This is a genomic window from Caulobacter sp. GW821-FHT09B11, from assembly GCF_059418205.1.
Map to the genome: position 1 here is coordinate 42,058 of NZ_JBWKPK010000032.1, position 16,262 is coordinate 58,319.

Consider the following 16,262-nt stretch of genomic DNA (forward strand, 5'->3'; position numbering starts at 1 on the left):
TATCTCAGTTGGCGAATATGAATGCGGCGCCGCAGCGAAATCGCGTGCGAAACGTCGCACCTCCCTTGATCCGGAACCTTCTCGGTATCAGATCGTCGCCATCGGAGGCGTCGTCTCGGTTCCATGCAAAAGTTCATTACCGCTTTGGCCGCGATCGCGGCCCTGTTCACGTTCGTGTCCGCGCCGGCTCACGCCGAGAATCTGGGCGTCTGGCGCAACCCCAAGGACAACATCCGCCTGCACATCACCGACTGCGGCAAGAGCATGTGTGGCTGGGTCGTCTACGCCAGCCGCAAGGCCGAGGCGGACGCCAAGAAGAGCGGCTACGACACCCTGGTCGGCCAGCAGGTGCTTCGCGACTTCGCGCCCACCGGCAACGGCAACATGCGGGGCCGTGTGTTCGTTCCGACGCTGAAGGTGACGCTGAACGGCACGGCCGAGTTCATCGACGCCCGCACCATGCGCGCCAAGGGCTGCGTCCTGGGCGGCCTGTTCTGCAAGTCCCAAGTCTGGACCCGCATCGACGGCGTCCAGCAGGCCAGCGTCAACAAGACCGAGTAGCCCCTTAAGGGCCCTGCGGTCTTGCCTCCCGGAGCGACGCGCGCGAAACCGTTCGCATGACCGTTCCTCCTCTCGCCCCCTACCCCGCCTCGCGCCTGCGCCGCCTGCGCCAGGCCGACTGGACCCGCCGCCTCGTGCGCGAGACCGAGGTTAGGCCGTCCGACCTGATCTGGTCGATGGTGGTGCACGAGGGCGAAGGCACCGTGCCGGTCGCCTCGATGCCCGGCGTCGAGCGGCTGAGCGTCAAGGAAGCCGCCAAGGCCGCCGTCCGCGCCCGCGACTTAGGCATTCCCGCCATCGCCATCTTTCCGCACATCGATCCGTCGCGGAAGGACGCCGCCGGCTCGATCGCCGCCGATCCGGACGGGGTGATCCCCCGCGCCGTAAAGGCCATGAAGGACGCCGCCCCCGAGGTCGGCATCATGTGCGACGTGGCTCTGGACCCCTTCACCGACCACGGCCATGACGGCGTGGTCGAGGGCGGCAAGATCCTCAACGACGCCACGATTGAGCGCCTGATCGAGCAGGGCCTGATGCAGGCCGCCGCCGGCGCCGACATCCTGGCCCCATCCGACATGATGGACGGCCGCATCGGCCGCCTGCGCGGGGCGCTGGAAGGCGATGGATGGCACGACACCCTGATCATGTCGTACGCGGCCAAGTACGCCTCGGCCTTCTACGGTCCCTATCGCGACGCCATCGGCTCGGCGAAGCTGTCGGCGGGCCAGGGCGACAAGAAGACCTACCAGATGGATCCCTCCAACACCGAGGAAGCCATCCGTGAGGTCGCGCTCGATATCGCCGAGGGCGCCGACATGGTCATGGTCAAGCCGGGCCTGCCGTACCTGGATATCCTGCGCCGCCTGGTCGACGAGTTCCGCATGCCCACCTACGCCTTCCAGGTGTCGGGCGAGTACGCGATGATCAAGGCGGCCGGGGCCAACGGCTGGATCGACGAGGAGCGCGCCATCCTCGAAAGCCTGGCCGCCTTCAAGCGGGCCGGCGCGGCCGGCATCATCACCTATTTCGCCCCCTGGGCGGCCCAGAAGCTGGGCGGCTGACGATGATGCTGGGAGGCGCCGTCGATCATTTCGCCACCTTCCGCTTCGAGGACCCCGCCGCGGGTCCCAAGGCGCACGCCCGGTCCGTGCGGGACTTCGCCGCCGCCCTGCATCGCGGCCTGGAAATTCCGGGCGCCCGGATCGAGGATCCCTTCGGCGACGAGGAACTCTCGATGTTCTCGACCAGCTGCGGGAACACCGAGATCAACGTCGGCATCAGCGCCGAAGCGCTGAACTCCGACCAGGTCTGGGAGCTGCATGTGCAGCTGCGCGACCCGGCCTTCTTCAGGAAGGCCCGGGAGGCGCAACTGGAGACCCTGCGGCGCGTGGACGAAGCCCTGCATCGCCAGTTGCTGGCGCTGGGGGCGCGGGATCTGCTCTGGTTCGTCGAGGGCAAGCGCGGCAAGCCGGGCCAGGCCGCTCCGTGACCGCCCCGAGGACCGCTTTCGCTCCGGGACGGTTCTATGGCGCGCCGACGATCGAGCGTCAGCTGCCGGGCGTGCGGCTGGCGCATCTGGCGGCCACCACCAGCGCCGAGCACGTGCACGAGCACAGCCACGACGACGCCCACTTCGTGCTGGCCACCCACGGCCGCTACGAGACCACGGCCTGGGGTCCGGACACCGAGGGTCCGGTGCTGGTCTACAATCCTCCGGGCGTGATTCATCGCGATCGCTTCATCGACGAAGGCGGCTACTTCCTGGCCGTCAGCTTCGGGGCCGGCGACTGGCGGGGCCTGGCCGACGGCCGGGCGGCGATCGACGCCCTGCGGCTGACGGGGCCGGTCGCCCGCCGCGCCGCCCTGCGCCTGACCCGCTCGCTGCTGTCGACCGACGCCGAGGCGCTGTCGCTGGAGGCGCTGAGCCTGGAGCTGGCGGCCGAGGCCCTGGCCCCGGCGCGCGACAGCGACCATCCCCCGCCCTGGCTGGCCTTGGCCGAGACCTTCCTGGCCGACGCCTTCGACCAGCCGATCGGCGTGGCCGACCTAGCCCGCGTCGCCGGGGTCCATCCCGTCCACCTGGCGCGCGGTTATCGCCGCTGGCTGGGCGCCGCGCCGGGCGAGCGCCTGCGCACGCGACGGCTGGAGCGGGCGGCCGACCTTTTGATGCAGGGCCGCGTCTCCATCGGCGAGATCGCGCTCAGCGCGGGGTTCTGCGACCAGAGCCACCTCAATCGCCAGTTCCGCCTGGCCTATGGCGTGACGCCCGGCGAGTTCGCGCGGCTGTGCGGGCGCCGGTCGGATGTTTCAAGCGTCCAAGACGAGGCCCCGGTGCTCGCCTAAAGCTTGGGCGTGCAAGTCGGAGTCGCTTTGTCGTGAAACGCTTCCTGTTCGCCGCCGCCCTGGCGCTGGCCCCGCTTTCGTATGCTCAAGCCGCCCCCGACTGGGCGACCGCCACGCCGGCCGCCGAGGGGATGTCGGCCGAAAAGCTGGAGGCCATGTCAGCGGCCATCAAGGCCGGCCAGTTCCAGAAGATCACCAGCGTGCTGATCGCCCGCCACGGCAAGCTGGTGTTCGAGGCCTACTACGACGAGGCCCAGCCCGATGGAGGCCCCGAGGCGCGGCGCAACACCCGCTCGGCCACCAAGACCGTCACCGCCATGCTGGCCGGGGCCGCCATCGCCCGCGGCGCCATTCCAAACGTGGATGCGCCGATCAAGCCGTACCTGAAGGGCCGCCCGCCGGCCGCCAATCCCGATCCGCGCAAGGACAGGGTCACGGTCGAAGACCTGATGACCATGAGCTCCATCGCCGAATGCGACGACGAGAACCAGTTCTCGCGCGGCAACGAGGAGCGGATGTACCTGATCGAGGACTGGGTCGGCTTCTATCTCGACCTGCCGGTGCGCGGCTTTCCCGATTGGGCGCCCAAGCCCGAGGCCTCGCCCTACGGCCGGGCCTTCTCCTACTGCACGGCCGGCGTGACGACCCTGGGGGCCGTGGTGCAGGGCGCGGTCGGCAAGCCCCTGCCCGCCTTCGCCCGCGAGGCGCTGTTCGGGTCGCTGGGGATCGAGGGCGAGCGTTGGCAGACCTCGCCCCTGGGCCTGGCCCAGGGCGGCGGCGGGCTTGGCCTGCGCAGCCGCGACCTCTTGAAGCTGGGCCAGCTCTATCTGAACGGCGGCAAGTGGAACGGCAGGCAGGTGCTGCCGGCGTCGTTCGTGGCCGCGGCGACCGCGCCGCACGCCAACGCCCGGCCGGACACCGACTACGGCTACCTGATCTGGCTGCAGACCTTCAAGGGTCCCGACGGCGCTGGCCACAAGGCCTGGCTGATGAGCGGTTCGGGCGGCAACAAGGTCGCCATCGTGCCCGATCTCGACCTGGTGGCGGTGGTGACCACGGTCAATTTCGACGTCCGCCAGCCGCATGCGATCAGCGAGCGCCTGCTGGCCGAGCACGTGCTGGCGGCGGCCCAGCCCTGAGGCCCAAACCCGCGGGCGAATCCGCTAGTCTGGGGCCATGACCAAGGTCCTCGACATCGTCACCGCCGTGATCCGCGACGAGGCCGGCGCCATGCTGCTGGTGCGCAAGCGCGGCACGGCGATCTTCATGAAACCGGGCGGCAAGCGCGATCCCGGCGAGGACGATCTGACGGCCCTGGCCCGGGAACTGGACGAGGAACTGGGCTGCCGGCTGGTCTCGGCGACCTTGCTCGGCCGCTTCTCGGCCCCAGCCGCCAACGAGGCCGGCTTCACGGTGCAGTCGGCGACCTATCTGGCCACGGTGGAGGGCGACATCGCCGCCAGGGCCGAGATCGAGGAGCTGGCCTGGATCGATCCTGCCGCCCCGCCCGCCGGCATGGCCCTGGCGCCGCTCCTGAAGGACGAAGTGATTCCAGCCCTGCTGGCCCTGGTCTGACAGGCGTGAAGCCTGTGCTATAGGGCGGCCATGACGACGATCTACATCGACGCCGACGCCTGCCCCGTGAAGGACGAGACCTACAAGGTCGCGGCCCGCAACGGGCTGAAGACCTATGTCGTCTCCAACAGCTGGATCCGCGTTCCCGCCACCCCCGCCATCGAGCAGATCGTGGTCGACTCCGGCCCCGACGTCGCCGACGACTGGATCGCCGAGCGCGCCGGACCGGGCGACGTGGTGGTGACCAACGACATTCCCCTGGCCGACCGCGTACTGAAGGCCGGCGGGGCGGCGATCGCGCCCAACGGCCGGGTGTTCACCAACGACATGATCGGCTCGGCCCTGGCCTCGCGCTCGATCGGCGAGCACCTGCGCTCGATGGGCGAGGTCACCAGCGGCCCCAAGGCCTTCGGCCCGCAGGATCGCAGCAAGTTCCTGCAGGCGCTGGACCAGGCCGTGGTCAAGGCCCGCCGCGTGGTCCCGCGATGATCGAGATCACCTCCTGGCTGCGCATCGACGAGGATGAGCTGGTCGAAAAGGCCGCCCGCGCCTCCGGCCCCGGCGGCCAGCACGTCAACAAGACCTCGACGGCGATCGAGCTGCGCTTCGACGTCGCCAATTCCCCGGCCTTGACCGACGACATCAAGGCCCGGCTGACGGCGCTGGGCGGCAGCCGCATGACCCAGGAGGGCGTGCTGGTGCTGTTCGCCCAGGGCCATCGCTCGCAGGAACTGAACCGCCAGGACGCCCGCGAGCGCCTGGTCGACCTGATCCGCCGCGCCACCGAGAAACCCAAGCCCCGCCGCCCGACCAAGCCGACCTATTCCAGCAAGCTCAAGCGGCTGGAGACCAAGACCAAGCGGTCAGGCGTGAAGTCGATGCGCGGCAAGGTTCGGCACGACGACTGACCGCGCGACACCCCGTCTAGTTGGGCCCGTCTAGTTGGGCCCCTCTAGTTGGGATCGACAACGCCCACGCCCAGGCGAACACCGTTGACCTGCTGTTCGACAACGAACACCGCCTCGCCCTGGGTCAACAGGGTGAGTTGGCCATCGACGATGGTTCCGAAAAGATTGGCCAGCACGATATCGGCCGACCCCTGCCCCCCATGCTGGATCATCGCATCCCAACCCATCATCTGATAGGTCACGCCGCCGGACTGCACCGCGATGCCCGTGGGGCCCTGCGCGTAATCCTGAATGTGCTCGGCGACCTGTTCGACGTTCATGTGATGGACCTCCCCTTCGCGGCCCCTAGCGGCCGGAGAGCTCCACCATGGGGCGCAATCGCTTAATCGGAGATTGCGCCCGAACGAGATCGACAGGCTTCAGGCCATCGACGGGATCGGCGGGCCGAACGAGAGGATCTCGTCCTTCCAGTCGGGCTCGGGGATCAGGCCGCCCAGCATCTTCTTCAGATAGAAGGCCAGGGCCGACTGCTCGTCGGCGCTCAGTTCCGAACAGGCTTCCTGGTGCAGGGGCGCGAGTTCGCTGCGGATCTGCTCCAGCAGCGCCGCCCCCGTCTCGGTCAGGCGCACCACCACCTTGCGGCGGTCGTTCGGCGCGCCGCCGCGTTCGACCAGGCCGTCGCGGATCAGGCCGTCGATCGAGCGGGTGAGCGTGGTGCGGTCGGCCGCCGAAAGCTTGGCCAGCCGCGTCATCGAACACTCGCCGAATCGAGCCAGCGACAACATCGCCACCCATTTCGGAAACGACAGACCGTGACGTGCAACATGGTCGGCGGCCAAGGCCCGCCGATGTTGCTCGGTCTGGTACATCAAATAACTCAAATAGCTGGGCAGGGGCATGGATTGCCCCTCCCTCAGGTCATGCTGTGGCATGGTGTCCCCCCGCGCCGTGCGTCTTGATCTCACAACCTCTGCTGTTGCGCAATCGCCGCGAGGTCCCTAGCCAACGCAGCGTTCACCATCTTAACAAACGCGGCCGTACGAACCGCGTTCCGGATGATGTTAGCGGAACCGCCAGGCGGTCAGCGCTTGGGGGCGACGGGCGCGGCCGGAGGCGCGGGCGGCGCCGGCGGGGCGGGCATGCCCTGGATGATCGAGATCCGCGAACGGCTACGGCCGCAGGCCTTGATCGACAGGCCCGGCGGCAGGCGCGTGGCGGTGTCGCCGCAGGCCTCGTCGAGCTGGTCCTGGGTCAGGCCCTTGGCCCCGCTCAGGTCGACGCCGAACAGGCGCACGCCAGAGAAGTCGGCGCCCCGGAAGTCCGCGCCGCCGAAACTGCCGCCACGCAGGTTGGACGCCGTCAGCGAGGCGTTGCGGAACTGGGCGCGGTCGAACCGGCCGCCGGTGAGGTTGGAGCCGTTGATCTCGGCGTTGGAGAAGTCGGCGCCGCGGGCGTTGACCGAGGCCAGGTTCGAGCCGTGCATCTCGGAATTGGCCAGGTGCGCGTCGATCAGGCTGGCGGCCTCCAGGTTGGCGCCGTGCAGCTCGGCCGAGGTCAGGTCGGCGCGGGCCAGGTTGGCGTTCTGAAAGTTGGCGGCGCTGGACTCCACGCCCGACAGGCGGGCCCCGGAGAAGTTGGCGTTCTGGAAATTGGCGCCGCGCATCTCGGCCCCGCGCAGGTCGGCGCGCGACAGGTCGGCGGACTGGAAGTTGGAGCCGAAGAACACCGCGCCGCGCAGGTCGGCGCCGATCAGGTTGGCCTTGGCGAAGTTCGCGCCGGTGAACTTGGCGCCGGTCATCTTGCGGCCGGCCAGATCGCAGCTGACGCACATGCCGCCGAGCGACACCAGGCGCGCCACGTCCTTGTCCTCGATCGAGGCCTTGGCCTGGGCCTGTCCGGCCAGGGTCGTCAGACCCATGACCAGGGCGGCGGCGAGTGTCATGCCCATGCGGGCCATCGGCGGTCTCCGTGCGGTCCAATAAGCGACCTTGCTGGTTACGGTTTGAGCCGCCGACCGCCGCAAGACCACTTAAATCGCGGTAATGACGGGGATTCGTCATCCCCGTCGCCCGTCGAACGCCCGCCGCCGCGGGGGTCGGGAGCGCTCGCCGCGTCAAACCGCCACGCCTCGAAAACCGCCTGGCGCGACCCTCAGTAGAAGGTCACGTCGTCGAGCTCGAACCACAGCTTGTCGCCCGCCGGACGCTCGCCCTCGACGCCCACCTCGAAGAGGTCGGTTCCGGTCCAGGCCTTCTTCTCGGCCTTGCCCGAAGCCGGCGTGAAGGCCGAGAACGGCAGCTCCACCTTGGTCCATTGCGCCCCGGCCTTGACCTTGGCCTGCCAGCGGCCGCTCGCGGTGTTGAAACCCACCACATAGGTCCCGCCGTCGCCGCGCAGCGACAGCGACAGGCCCTTGAAGACGCTGGCGTCGACCGGCGTCACCGAACCGCGGCTGAGCGGCAGCAGCACGCCGGCCGAGGCGTCGTCCTTGGTCGCCATGCGGGCGCCGATGCTCAGCACCTTGCCGCCGCCCTCGCGCTCGATGACCTGAGAGACCTCGAGGCTGCGGTCGCGGCCGCCGTCGAAGTCGTCCAGGCGCAGGGTGTCGAGGCTGGTGCGGCCGTCGGCGCGCTCGAAGTCGTCGATCAGCGCGCTCGCCTTCACGGCTGGCGGGGTCATGCGGTCGTTGGCGGCCGAGCGCGCCGCGCCGGGGCCGAAGGCGGCCTGGCCGTCGATGAACACCCGCTCGACCTTGTAGACGTCCGCGATCGTCTCCCACGGCTTGCCGCCGAGCAGCACGAAGTCGGCCCGCTTGCCGGCCTCCAGCGTGCCGCGGTCGGCGATCAGGTTCATGGCCTTGGCGCTGCCGGCGGTGCCGACGGTCAGGGCCTGGGCCGGGGTCAGGCCGGCCTGGACCAGCAGTTCCAGCTCGCGCTGGCTGGACGAGCCGTGCGGCGTGCCGGTCATGCCGGCGTCGGTGCCCAGGGCCAGCGGCACGCCGGCGTCGAACAGGGTCTTGGCGTTGGAAAGGGCGTAGCCGAACTTGGCGCGGCTCTGGCGCGCGCGCGGGCTGTCCGGATCGGCCGGCGGCCTGGCGCCCGGCTTGACCGGCTCGTAGACGGCCAGGGTCGGGGCGTAGGCCATGCCCGAGGCCTTGATCGCCGCCACGGTGGCCGCGTCGACCGGCTCGTCCTGCAGGCTGTGGGCGATGACATCGACGCCGCTCTTGGCCGCCACCATGCCGCGCTCGACCGTGACGGTATGGGTCAGGACCTTGAGGCCGTACTTGTGGGCCTCGTCGGTCAGGGCCTTCAGGGTCCAGGCGTCCATGCTGGTGTTGTCGGGCGCCGAGCCATAGCGCCAGCCGTCGGTGAAGGCCTTGATGGCGTCGGGCTTGTAGGTCGCGATGGCGTCGACGGCGGCCTTGGCGCTTTCGGGCGTGTCGACCCAGCGGGTGGTGGCCTGGTCGGCCCAGTCGGCGCCGTGGCCGCCGGGGGTGCTGATGCGGGCGACGAAGTTGACGTGCGGCGCGGTCAGGGTTCCCAGCCACTGGCGGCGGGGCGCGAAGGATTCCGGCTGCTGGTGGAAGTCGTTCACCGTGGTCACCCCGGCGGCGACATAGGCGTCGGCGATCTTGGGAACCAGGCTGGGAACGCCGTTCGGGGTCCAGTGGGTGTGGACGTCGAAGAAGCCCGGCAGCAGGGCCGCGCCCTTGGCGTCGATGACGGTCGCGCCCTTGGGGGCCTTGACCGCCGGGCCGACGGCGACGATGCGGCCGTCCTTGACCACCAGGGTCCCGCGATAGGGCGCAGCGCCCGTGGCGTCGAAGATCTCGGCGTCGACCACCGCCAGCGGCCTGGTCTGCGCGACCGCCAGCGACGTCGAGAGGGCGGCGACGGCGAGGCCGCCGAGCAGGATGCGGGCGCAGGTCATGGAGGGGGCGTTTCCTCGTTCGCGGGGACGCCCGTCTTGGGCGCTCAGACCTGATGACGAACCAGGGCCGCGAAACCGGCAGTCCCGACGTCGATCGATGCGCGCTTTTAGTGGATTTCCCGCGCCAGGGCGCGCGCGACCAGCTCGCCGGCCAAGCGGCAGCGGTCGGACGAGAACCGCCGAATCTCGGCGACCGGGGCCTGGTCTCCGGTCGGAGCGGCGACAGTCCGGGCGAGCGGCGCCACAGGTGAAGACGGAGGAACGGTCATGGGCAGGCCGCGTCGAAGGCGCGGGTCTCGGCCTCGAACTCGCCCAGCGCCGCCTCGGCCTGGTCAGCCATGCGCCGCCAGGCCGCCAGCACGCCCTCGATGTCGGCCAGGGCCGCCTCGGGCGCGTCCAGCCCGGCTTCCAGGTCGTCGAGCACGGCGTTCCAGTCGCCGCGCAGACCGCGGACCCCGGCCACCGTCCGGGCCAGTTCCGCCGCCGAGGCGATCAGGTCGTAGAGGCCGGTCTCGCGGCGCGAGCGCAGGGTCGGACTGAAGGTCCACTGCTGCGACGGCAGGCCGGTCTTTTCCCACAGCCGCAGCACCGCCCCGGCCTGCACTCCGCCCTCGCCGCCGACGTCCAGCGCGTGGCTGGGAAAGGCGACGTTCTCGATGCAGGCGCCCTGGCGCGGCGGGATCAGGAAGAGGTCGGCGCGCTGCGGCAGGCCGTCCAGCGGGCCGACGCGCGGGCGCGGCCCCTCGCTGACCAGCGGGAAGCCGAAGGGCGTCGAGGCGTTGGCCAGGGTCCACAGCTTCTCGTCGGGCGAGATGTGCAGGTGAAGCGCCGGGTCGGCGGCCGATTGCAGGCGGTGGGAATCGGTCGAGGGATCATGGCGCAGGCGCCAGAACTGGCGGGCCGCGCCGCCCTTCACCGGCTCCAGGCGGACCTGGTGGTCGTCGTCATAGGCCAGGCAGAGTTCGGGCGCCTCGCGCAGCGAGATGCGCACGGCCGGATCGCGCTCGAAGGCGGCGAACAGGGCGGCGAAGGCCCCGGCCCGGGTGGCGAAGTCGCGCATGCGGGCGGCGAGCGCCGTGGCGCGGTCGGCGCGCATGCGCACCTGCAGGCGCAGCGCCTCCAGCGCGGCCTCGCGCTCCTCGCCCAGCAGCTTGCGGTAGGATAGCGGCGCGACGTCTCGGCCGTAGGACACGAGGTCGCGGGCGAAGGCGGCCATGCCGAGCTGAAGGTCCAGCCCCTGCCCTTCCAGCATGGCGTCGAGTTCGGTCCAGGCGTCGAGCAGGCGCAGGCCTTCGGTCGAGAGGTCGCCGGGCTCGATGCGTTCGGCGCCGCGGCGCGGCTCCAGCGCCGGGCCGACCACCTCGCCCAGGAAACCCACGATGTCGCGACGCTGGCGCGAGGCTTTAAGGGCGGCGCGGGTGTCGGCGGCGATCCGGCCGAGGGCGGCGACGTCGCGCCAGTCGGCGAGACCCAGATCGAACAGGGGACCCACGGCGCCCGACCGTCCGCTGGCGTCGCCCGCGAAAAGCAGCAGGCCGGTCATCCCCGCCCCCGCGTCTGGTCGTGAAGCTGTCGCAAACCCCTCGCCTCCGCACTGGAGTCGGCGATGGGTCGCTCACGGCTCGCCGCAAGCGACCCCCGCCCCGCATGCGAAGAGCCCCCCAAGACTTCCTCGCGCGCCAATGGCCTGGAAAACCCGGAGCCGTCATGGCGGGACGGCCCCGGGTCCCTTCGATCGCGCGACGTCCGCTCTGGAGGCTGGTTGGCCCGGCCGCCCGTGATCTGCGACACGATGTCTCAACCACCCGGGGGCAGCTGTGCAATTTGTCACAGGGCCTCTGCTTACCGATCAGCGGCGGGAAAGATTGAAGATCGAAAGCGGCGGAAAGCTTTTGCGCAGTTGGGTTCGGCCCACGTAGCCGCACTGGAATCGGTCGGCGTTCTGCGTCGCCAGCGCCCCGGCCATGGCCTCGCTGACATAGGCCGCGCCGGGCGCGACGTCGGGCTCGATTCGGGCCGCGACGACCACGTGGGCGCCGACCACCGCCTGGGCGCCGGTGATCGGGTTCACCCGCAGGTGCACCGGCCCATAGTGGCCGCCGATGCGCAGGCCAAGATGGCGGGGCAGACCCCGGGCGCGCAGGTTCAGGCGACGATGCGCCTCCAGCAGGGTCAGGGCGGCCTCGGCCGCGTCGGCCGGCTGGTCGAACACCAGGAAGGCGCCGTCGCCCCAGGTCTCGACGTGCTCGGGCGGCGCGGCCAGGCTCCTGATCGCCTCGGCCATGCCGGCCATCACCACCTCGAAGAAGGCCGGCACCTGGTCGTCGCGCAGCGCGCCGAAGCCGCGCACGTCGATGAACAGCATCGCCTTGACCCCTCGCCCGCTGTCGGCGCCGGCCGCCGAGCCGCCCCCGACGTCGGACTCGGGACGCTCGAAGGGCAGGATCGCCTGCGGCCGGCCCGTCTGGCGCCAGTAGGCGACGTCGGCGGCGGCCCCGGCCGGTCCGGCGGCCGAGCGGCCGTCCCAGACCGCGACCTGGACGGCCCGGGTCGACAGCCCCTCGGCCCGCAGGATGGCGCAGCCGACGGCGAACCGGCTGGCGTAGGCGAAGACCTCGTCGTCGCCGGCGTAGGGATCGCGCGAGGAGAAGCGCAACGAGGCGGCCTTGGCCAGGCAGGCCTCGAAGCGGCCGATCCAGCGCTCGCCGAACGGGCGCACCGAGGTCTCGACATAGGAGGCCAGCGACACGGGCGCGACGACGTGCAGCTCGGCCCCGGCCGCCAGCAGGGCCTCGGCCCACAGGATGTCGGCCCCGGCTGCCAGGCCGCCATAGCCGAAGCCGATGCGCTGGGCGCGCAGCACCTCGGACATCCGGGCCTTCAGCGCCTCCTCCTCGGCGGGGTCGCGGGCGACGAACATGTGGCCGGTGAAATGGGCGGTCGCGGGTGGACGCAGGATCTCCAGCCAGGCGGCCGGGCCGCCGGTCTCGGCGGCGATCATGGTCAGCTGCCGCAGGGTCGAGGCGTGGGCCGAGACGCTGGAGGGCGCGCTGGCCACGGCCTTGGCCAGCATGTCGGCGGCGGCTTCGCGCCGGCCCAGCAGGAACAGGGCCTCGGCGCGGCTGGCGTGGTCGAAATAGCCGGCCTCGCCCGGCCCCGGATCGCCGACGTGATCGAGGGCCGCGGCGGCCAGCTCGGTCGAGCGCCCGGCGTCGCCGGCCACAAGGCTCATGGTGGCGGCGTTGACAAGACCATAGCGCCCACCGCCGTGGGCGGCGGCGGCGGAGTAACCGCGGGCGGAAGCGCGGGCGAAGGCCCTGCGGCGCGCCCCGACGGCGCCCAGCGCCACGTCCTTGAGAAGCCGCGCGCCGAGCGAAAGCGCTTCGGCGTCGTCGGAAGCGGCCAGACCCAGCCGCACATATTCTGATCGGGCGAAGTCGGTCGCCCCGGCCCTGGCCAGGGAAAGCACCGCGGCGTGCGCCAGGGCGAGCGAGCGGTCGCCGTCGTCCAGCGACCGCCGGGCCAGATCATAGGCCTGAAGATGCTCGCCGCGCCGAAGCAGCGCGGCGAGCTCGTCGAATGACGTCAGGTCGGACAGATCAGTTGCCGGTGCCGTTTTCGATCAGCGGATCCAGGTCGATGGCCTGGCCCAGCGCGTCGAGCATGAACAGGCTGTAGACGAAGATGCCCTGACGCTTGGCTTCGAAGACCACCTTGAACGCGGCGTAGGGGATGCCCTCCGCGTTCGGGTCGGGATTGTACTTGGTCCAGGTGTAGCTGGAGAAGTTCTGACCCCAGTCGTTCTCGAACGAGATCGGCGTCGGCTGGAAGCGCCAGCCCTTTTCCAAAAGGTCGTCGCTGAGGCGGAACTTCAGGAGGCAGCGCTCCGAAAGGTCCAGGTCCAGGAGTTCGGGCGGGTTGGGCCCGACATCCATGAAGCTCAGATTGTCGGGGTTGAGACCGACGATGACTTCCACGATCTTATCGGGCTCGGGCCCGGTGACAGTGCTGCCTTGCATAGAAAAATTCCCCCTTGAGGCGAATTAACCTAGGGCTGAATCGCGCCAGAACGCAACAAAATCGGGTCTCGCATAACCTTGTGCGCGGAGTTCCCGAACGATCGCCTGCGCCTCGTCGACGCGGCCCAGCCGATGAAGGGCGCGGGCCAGGGTGTCGCGTCCCTCCGGGGTCAGACTATCCAGCCTGGGCCCCAGCAGGCGCTGAACTTCGGCCGGCCTGCCCTGCGCAAGATGGGCCACGCCGAGCAGCAGCGCCTCGCGGTCGGCGTCGCCTTTCACTCCGGGACGCGCCACGAGGGAGCGCTCGATCTCGGTCGCCGCGGCCTTGGCCAGGTCGGGTCTGCCGTCGATCTCGGCCAGCCTGATGGTCTGGGCCCGCAGGCGGCCGCTGAGCTTGGCGGTCCAGGCATAGATCTCGGGATTGAGCGCCCGCAGCCTGGCCACGCGCTCGCCGGCGCGGACATGCGCCGCGCGGGCCGCGGCCAGATCGTCGGCGGCCAGGGCCACGTCGAACGCCTCCATGTCGGCCGTGGCGGCGAACTCCAGCCAGTTGGCGTTCTGCGGATCCAGCGCCACCAGCTCCATGAAGCCGCGGCTGGCCTCGTCGACCAGCCTACCGGCCTCGTCGGTTCGTCCCAGGTCCAGCGCGCGCCGCGCCAGGGCCAGTTGGCTGGCGCGGACCTTGGCCATCAGCGGCCGGTCGTCGGGCCGCTTCTTCAGCAGCGCGGTCAGCAGTTCATGCACCGCCACCCGCTCGGTATAGGCTTCGCGGATCCGACCCATGCGCAGCAGGCTGTCGGACACCCAGGCCCGGGTGTCGGCCAGATCGAGCACATGGGCCTTGACGTCGGGGGCCGCCCGGTTGGCGGCGGCGAACCGGGCGCGGGCGTCGATGAAGGCCGCCAGCGCGTCCTTGGGCCGCCCCTGCTCGAACAGCAGGGTCCCCAGGTTGCTGCGGGCGTAGGCGACCTCCATCCGCCAGTCGGCGTTGGAGGGATCAAGCCGCGTCAAGCGCTCGGCCAGTTCGCCGTAGCGGCGGAACCCGGCCTCGGCCTCGGTCGCCCGCGCCAGACGCCAGTCCACATAGGCCAGCCAGAAGACGTTCTGCGCGTGGTCGTAGAGCCGCGCGCCGTCCTCGGGCGCCCGGTTCGACAGGGCCTCGGACGTGCGCGCCGCCTGCGAAAAGGCCTGGCGCGCGCCCTTGAGGTCGCCCCGCTTGTTGCGGATCTCGCCCAGGAGGGTCTGGGCCTTGGCCTGCTGGGTCAGGGCCGCATCGTCCAGGTCGCGGGTGCTGATGTGGGCGTAGTGGGCGAGGGCCCGCGCGCCGACGCCGTCGAGCACGTCGAGCCGGCCGACCGGCTCCAGCTTCTTGCGCAGGTCGCCCAGCATGTAGGCCACCAGGTCTTCGGCCTCGGCGCGCTGGGCCTCGGCCTCGCGGCGGGCGTCGACGGCGATCAGGGCCAGGGCGCCGGTCACCACCGCGACGCCCAGGGCGCCGGTGGTGATCGCCGCCATCCAGCGGGTGCGCCGGCGGACGTCGCGCTGGATCAGGCTGTCGAGACGCGCGCCCAGCAGGGTCGCGGCGATCTTCATGAAGGCCAGCCGGCGCCCGTCGCCGCCGGGACGGAGGTCGGCGGCCAGCGGCTCGCCGCCGGGCGGCAGCGCCTCGCGCAGGACCGCCGGCAGGCAGTCGATCACCTCGCCGCCGCCTTCCGGCGCATCGACCAGCAGGCAGATCACCCGCTGCGGTCCGTGGGTGGACAGGAAGTGACGGATCTCCTCGCCGACCCATTTGGAGCGGCGCGCCGTCTCCGAACAGACGACGATCAGGAACTCGGAATGGTCCAGGGCGGTGCGAATCGCCTCGCCCAGGTCGGCGGCGGCGGAAAGATCGGCGCGATCACGGAAGATCGGACGCAGCGGACGGCCGGCGGCGTTTCCCACGCCCTTGGGCGGGCGATAGGCTTCCAGGCCCTTGTGCAGCCAGTCGACGAGCTTGCCGTCGCCATGACTGTAGCTGATGAAGGCCTTGTAGTTTAAGTCCCCCATTGCCCCTCGACTCTCCCCGTACGCGAACTCTGGAGCGGCGATTATGGACTCATCCGCCACCGCGAGCACCCTGCACGCTGCAGCTTATAGCGATATCGCGTTTCGCCTGCAGGCGCTGACGGGCAGCCGGCTGCTGCGCCACATGAGCCCGGCCGAGATCGACGCCCTGGTTTCGCGGGTGGAAATCCTGGCCGTGCGCCGGGGCGCCCGCCTGGTCCAGCGCCACGATCCGGGCGGCGCGGTCTATATCGTGGTCAGCGGCCTGCTGCTGGTGAACCAGTACGCCCGCTCGGGCCGCGAGGTCGGCTATCGCCGGCTGCAACCGGGGTCGTATTTCGGCGAGATCGCCGCCATCGACCGCCTGCCGCGCTCGGCCAACGTCACCGCCCTGACCGAGGCCGTCATCGGCCGCCTGCCCGAGCCGCTGGTCGCCGAGCTGATGGCCGGCTCGCCCAACTTCACCCGCGCGGTGCTGGAGGACCTGGCGGCGATGGTCCGGGCGCTGAGCAGCCGGGTGTTCGAGCTGAACGCCGTCTCTGCCCCCTGCCGGGTGCAGATGGAGCTGGTGCGGCTGGCCACCGAGGCCGGCATCGACGAGAACCGGGCCGTGCTCACCAAGGCCCCGACCCATGCCGAGATCGCCGTCCTGGCCGGCGCCCAGCGCGAGGCTGTGACCCGCGAGCTGAACCGGCTGGAAGCCCGCAAGCTGATCGCCAAGCAGGGCCGCACCCTGACCATCCTCGACGTCGACGGCCTGGTCGACGAGATCGAGCGCCTGGGCGGCGACGAACCGGAGCTTTAGGTCGGATCGACCTTCAGCGTTTGAGACGAAAACCTCGTCCTTCGACAGGCTCAGGATGAGGTTTTTCCATCG

At 70.6% G+C, this 16,262-nt stretch carries 17 protein-coding genes; 9 read left to right on the forward strand and 8 right to left on the reverse strand.

Going from position 1 to position 16,262, the window contains the following annotated elements; genetic code table 11:
* The first annotated feature begins 123 nt into the window (after window positions 1-123).
* Genes AC07N1_RS20685 through arfB form a run of 8 tightly spaced genes read left to right on the forward strand, consistent with a single transcriptional unit; the run spans window position 124 to window position 5,387 of the window.
* Window positions 124-561 (forward strand): DUF2147 domain-containing protein, encoded by a 438-nt coding sequence (locus tag AC07N1_RS20685; protein ID WP_494673503.1) that lies wholly within the window; start codon window positions 124-126, stop codon window positions 559-561.
* A gap of 56 nt (window positions 562-617) precedes the next feature.
* Entirely contained in the window at window positions 618-1,622 is a 1,005-nt protein-coding gene (gene hemB / locus AC07N1_RS20690; RefSeq protein ID WP_494673504.1) for a porphobilinogen synthase, read from the forward strand.
* A 2-nt stretch (window positions 1,623-1,624) separates the two neighbouring features.
* Window positions 1,625-2,050 (forward strand): hypothetical protein, encoded by a 426-nt coding sequence (locus AC07N1_RS20695; protein ID WP_494673505.1) that lies wholly within the window; start codon window positions 1,625-1,627, stop codon window positions 2,048-2,050.
* Complete coding sequence (locus tag AC07N1_RS20700) at window positions 2,047-2,904, forward strand: helix-turn-helix domain-containing protein (protein ID WP_494673506.1); 858 nt, start codon at window positions 2,047-2,049, stop codon at window positions 2,902-2,904. The genes AC07N1_RS20695 and AC07N1_RS20700 overlap by 4 nt, the downstream gene beginning before the upstream one ends.
* 32 nt (window positions 2,905-2,936) lie before the next feature.
* Complete coding sequence (locus AC07N1_RS20705) at window positions 2,937-4,043, forward strand: serine hydrolase domain-containing protein (RefSeq protein ID WP_494673507.1); 1,107 nt, start codon at window positions 2,937-2,939, stop codon at window positions 4,041-4,043.
* A 37-nt stretch (window positions 4,044-4,080) separates the two neighbouring features.
* Window positions 4,081-4,479 (forward strand): NUDIX hydrolase, encoded by a 399-nt coding sequence (locus AC07N1_RS20710; RefSeq protein ID WP_494673508.1) that lies wholly within the window; start codon window positions 4,081-4,083, stop codon window positions 4,477-4,479.
* 30 nt (window positions 4,480-4,509) lie between these two features.
* Entirely contained in the window at window positions 4,510-4,968 is a 459-nt protein-coding gene (locus AC07N1_RS20715; RefSeq protein ID WP_494673509.1) for a YaiI/YqxD family protein, read from the forward strand.
* Entirely contained in the window at window positions 4,965-5,387 is a 423-nt protein-coding gene (gene arfB, locus AC07N1_RS20720; protein ID WP_494673510.1) for an alternative ribosome rescue aminoacyl-tRNA hydrolase ArfB, read from the forward strand. Before AC07N1_RS20715 ends, arfB begins: the two co-directional genes overlap by 4 nt.
* Window positions 5,388-5,431: 44 nt before the next feature.
* Here arfB and AC07N1_RS20725 read toward each other — a convergent pair whose 3' ends face one another.
* From AC07N1_RS20725 to AC07N1_RS20760, 8 genes are all read right to left on the reverse strand, one after another.
* On the reverse strand, window positions 5,432-5,707 hold the full coding sequence (locus AC07N1_RS20725; protein ID WP_494673511.1) for a hypothetical protein: 276 nt from the start codon (window positions 5,705-5,707) through the stop codon (window positions 5,432-5,434).
* Between the two features lie 99 nt (window positions 5,708-5,806).
* On the reverse strand, window positions 5,807-6,319 hold the full coding sequence (locus tag AC07N1_RS20730; protein WP_494673512.1) for a MarR family winged helix-turn-helix transcriptional regulator: 513 nt from the start codon (window positions 6,317-6,319) through the stop codon (window positions 5,807-5,809).
* Window positions 6,320-6,468: 149 nt separating this feature from the next.
* Window positions 6,469-7,344 carry a pentapeptide repeat-containing protein gene (locus AC07N1_RS20735; RefSeq protein ID WP_494673513.1) on the reverse strand — a complete coding sequence of 292 codons (876 nt, stop codon included), beginning with the start codon at window positions 7,342-7,344 and terminating at the stop codon, window positions 6,469-6,471.
* Between the two features lie 194 nt (window positions 7,345-7,538).
* Window positions 7,539-9,320, reverse strand: a complete 1,782-nt coding sequence (locus AC07N1_RS20740; protein WP_494673514.1) for a CIA30 family protein — start codon at window positions 9,318-9,320, stop codon at window positions 7,539-7,541.
* 265 nt (window positions 9,321-9,585) lie between these two features.
* Window positions 9,586-10,863 carry an RICIN domain-containing protein gene (locus AC07N1_RS20745; RefSeq protein WP_494673515.1) on the reverse strand — a complete coding sequence of 426 codons (1,278 nt, stop codon included), beginning with the start codon at window positions 10,861-10,863 and terminating at the stop codon, window positions 9,586-9,588.
* Window positions 10,864-11,169: 306 nt separating this feature from the next.
* Window positions 11,170-12,789 carry an adenylate/guanylate cyclase domain-containing protein gene (locus AC07N1_RS20750; RefSeq protein ID WP_494673516.1) on the reverse strand — a complete coding sequence of 540 codons (1,620 nt, stop codon included), beginning with the start codon at window positions 12,787-12,789 and terminating at the stop codon, window positions 11,170-11,172.
* Between the two features lie 130 nt (window positions 12,790-12,919).
* On the reverse strand, window positions 12,920-13,339 hold the full coding sequence (locus AC07N1_RS20755) for a hypothetical protein (RefSeq protein WP_494602996.1): 420 nt from the start codon (window positions 13,337-13,339) through the stop codon (window positions 12,920-12,922).
* 24 nt (window positions 13,340-13,363) lie between these two features.
* Window positions 13,364-15,388 carry a TIR domain-containing protein gene (locus AC07N1_RS20760; protein ID WP_494673517.1) on the reverse strand — a complete coding sequence of 675 codons (2,025 nt, stop codon included), beginning with the start codon at window positions 15,386-15,388 and terminating at the stop codon, window positions 13,364-13,366.
* A 43-nt stretch (window positions 15,389-15,431) separates the two neighbouring features.
* Here AC07N1_RS20760 and AC07N1_RS20765 point away from each other — a divergent pair, with 43 nt between their 5' ends.
* On the forward strand, window positions 15,432-16,190 hold the full coding sequence (locus AC07N1_RS20765) for a Crp/Fnr family transcriptional regulator (RefSeq protein ID WP_494673518.1): 759 nt from the start codon (window positions 15,432-15,434) through the stop codon (window positions 16,188-16,190).
* Window positions 16,191-16,262: the final 72 nt, after the last annotated feature.

What these genes read in the sequence shown, in the direction of transcription:
- AC07N1_RS20725 (WP_494673511.1), bottom strand. Translation starts at nt 5,707, where the DNA reads ATGAACGTCGAACAGGTCGCCGAGCACATTCAGGATTACGCGCAGGGC.
- arfB (WP_494673510.1), top strand. Translation starts at nt 4,965, where the DNA reads ATGATCGAGATCACCTCCTGGCTGCGCATCGACGAGGATGAGCTGGTC.
- AC07N1_RS20695 (WP_494673505.1), top strand. Translation starts at nt 1,625, where the DNA reads ATGATGCTGGGAGGCGCCGTCGATCATTTCGCCACCTTCCGCTTCGAG.
- hemB (WP_494673504.1), top strand. Translation starts at nt 618, where the DNA reads ATGACCGTTCCTCCTCTCGCCCCCTACCCCGCCTCGCGCCTGCGCCGC.
- AC07N1_RS20715 (WP_494673509.1), top strand. Translation starts at nt 4,510, where the DNA reads ATGACGACGATCTACATCGACGCCGACGCCTGCCCCGTGAAGGACGAG.
- AC07N1_RS20735 (WP_494673513.1), bottom strand. Translation starts at nt 7,344, where the DNA reads ATGGCCCGCATGGGCATGACACTCGCCGCCGCCCTGGTCATGGGTCTG.
- AC07N1_RS20755 (WP_494602996.1), bottom strand. Translation starts at nt 13,339, where the DNA reads ATGCAAGGCAGCACTGTCACCGGGCCCGAGCCCGATAAGATCGTGGAA.
- AC07N1_RS20745 (WP_494673515.1), bottom strand. Translation starts at nt 10,863, where the DNA reads ATGACCGGCCTGCTGCTTTTCGCGGGCGACGCCAGCGGACGGTCGGGC.
- AC07N1_RS20685 (WP_494673503.1), top strand. Translation starts at nt 124, where the DNA reads ATGCAAAAGTTCATTACCGCTTTGGCCGCGATCGCGGCCCTGTTCACG.
- AC07N1_RS20740 (WP_494673514.1), bottom strand. Translation starts at nt 9,320, where the DNA reads ATGACCTGCGCCCGCATCCTGCTCGGCGGCCTCGCCGTCGCCGCCCTC.
- AC07N1_RS20710 (WP_494673508.1), top strand. Translation starts at nt 4,081, where the DNA reads ATGACCAAGGTCCTCGACATCGTCACCGCCGTGATCCGCGACGAGGCC.
- AC07N1_RS20760 (WP_494673517.1), bottom strand. Translation starts at nt 15,388, where the DNA reads ATGGGGGACTTAAACTACAAGGCCTTCATCAGCTACAGTCATGGCGAC.
- AC07N1_RS20765 (WP_494673518.1), top strand. Translation starts at nt 15,432, where the DNA reads ATGGACTCATCCGCCACCGCGAGCACCCTGCACGCTGCAGCTTATAGC.
- AC07N1_RS20730 (WP_494673512.1), bottom strand. Translation starts at nt 6,319, where the DNA reads ATGCCACAGCATGACCTGAGGGAGGGGCAATCCATGCCCCTGCCCAGC.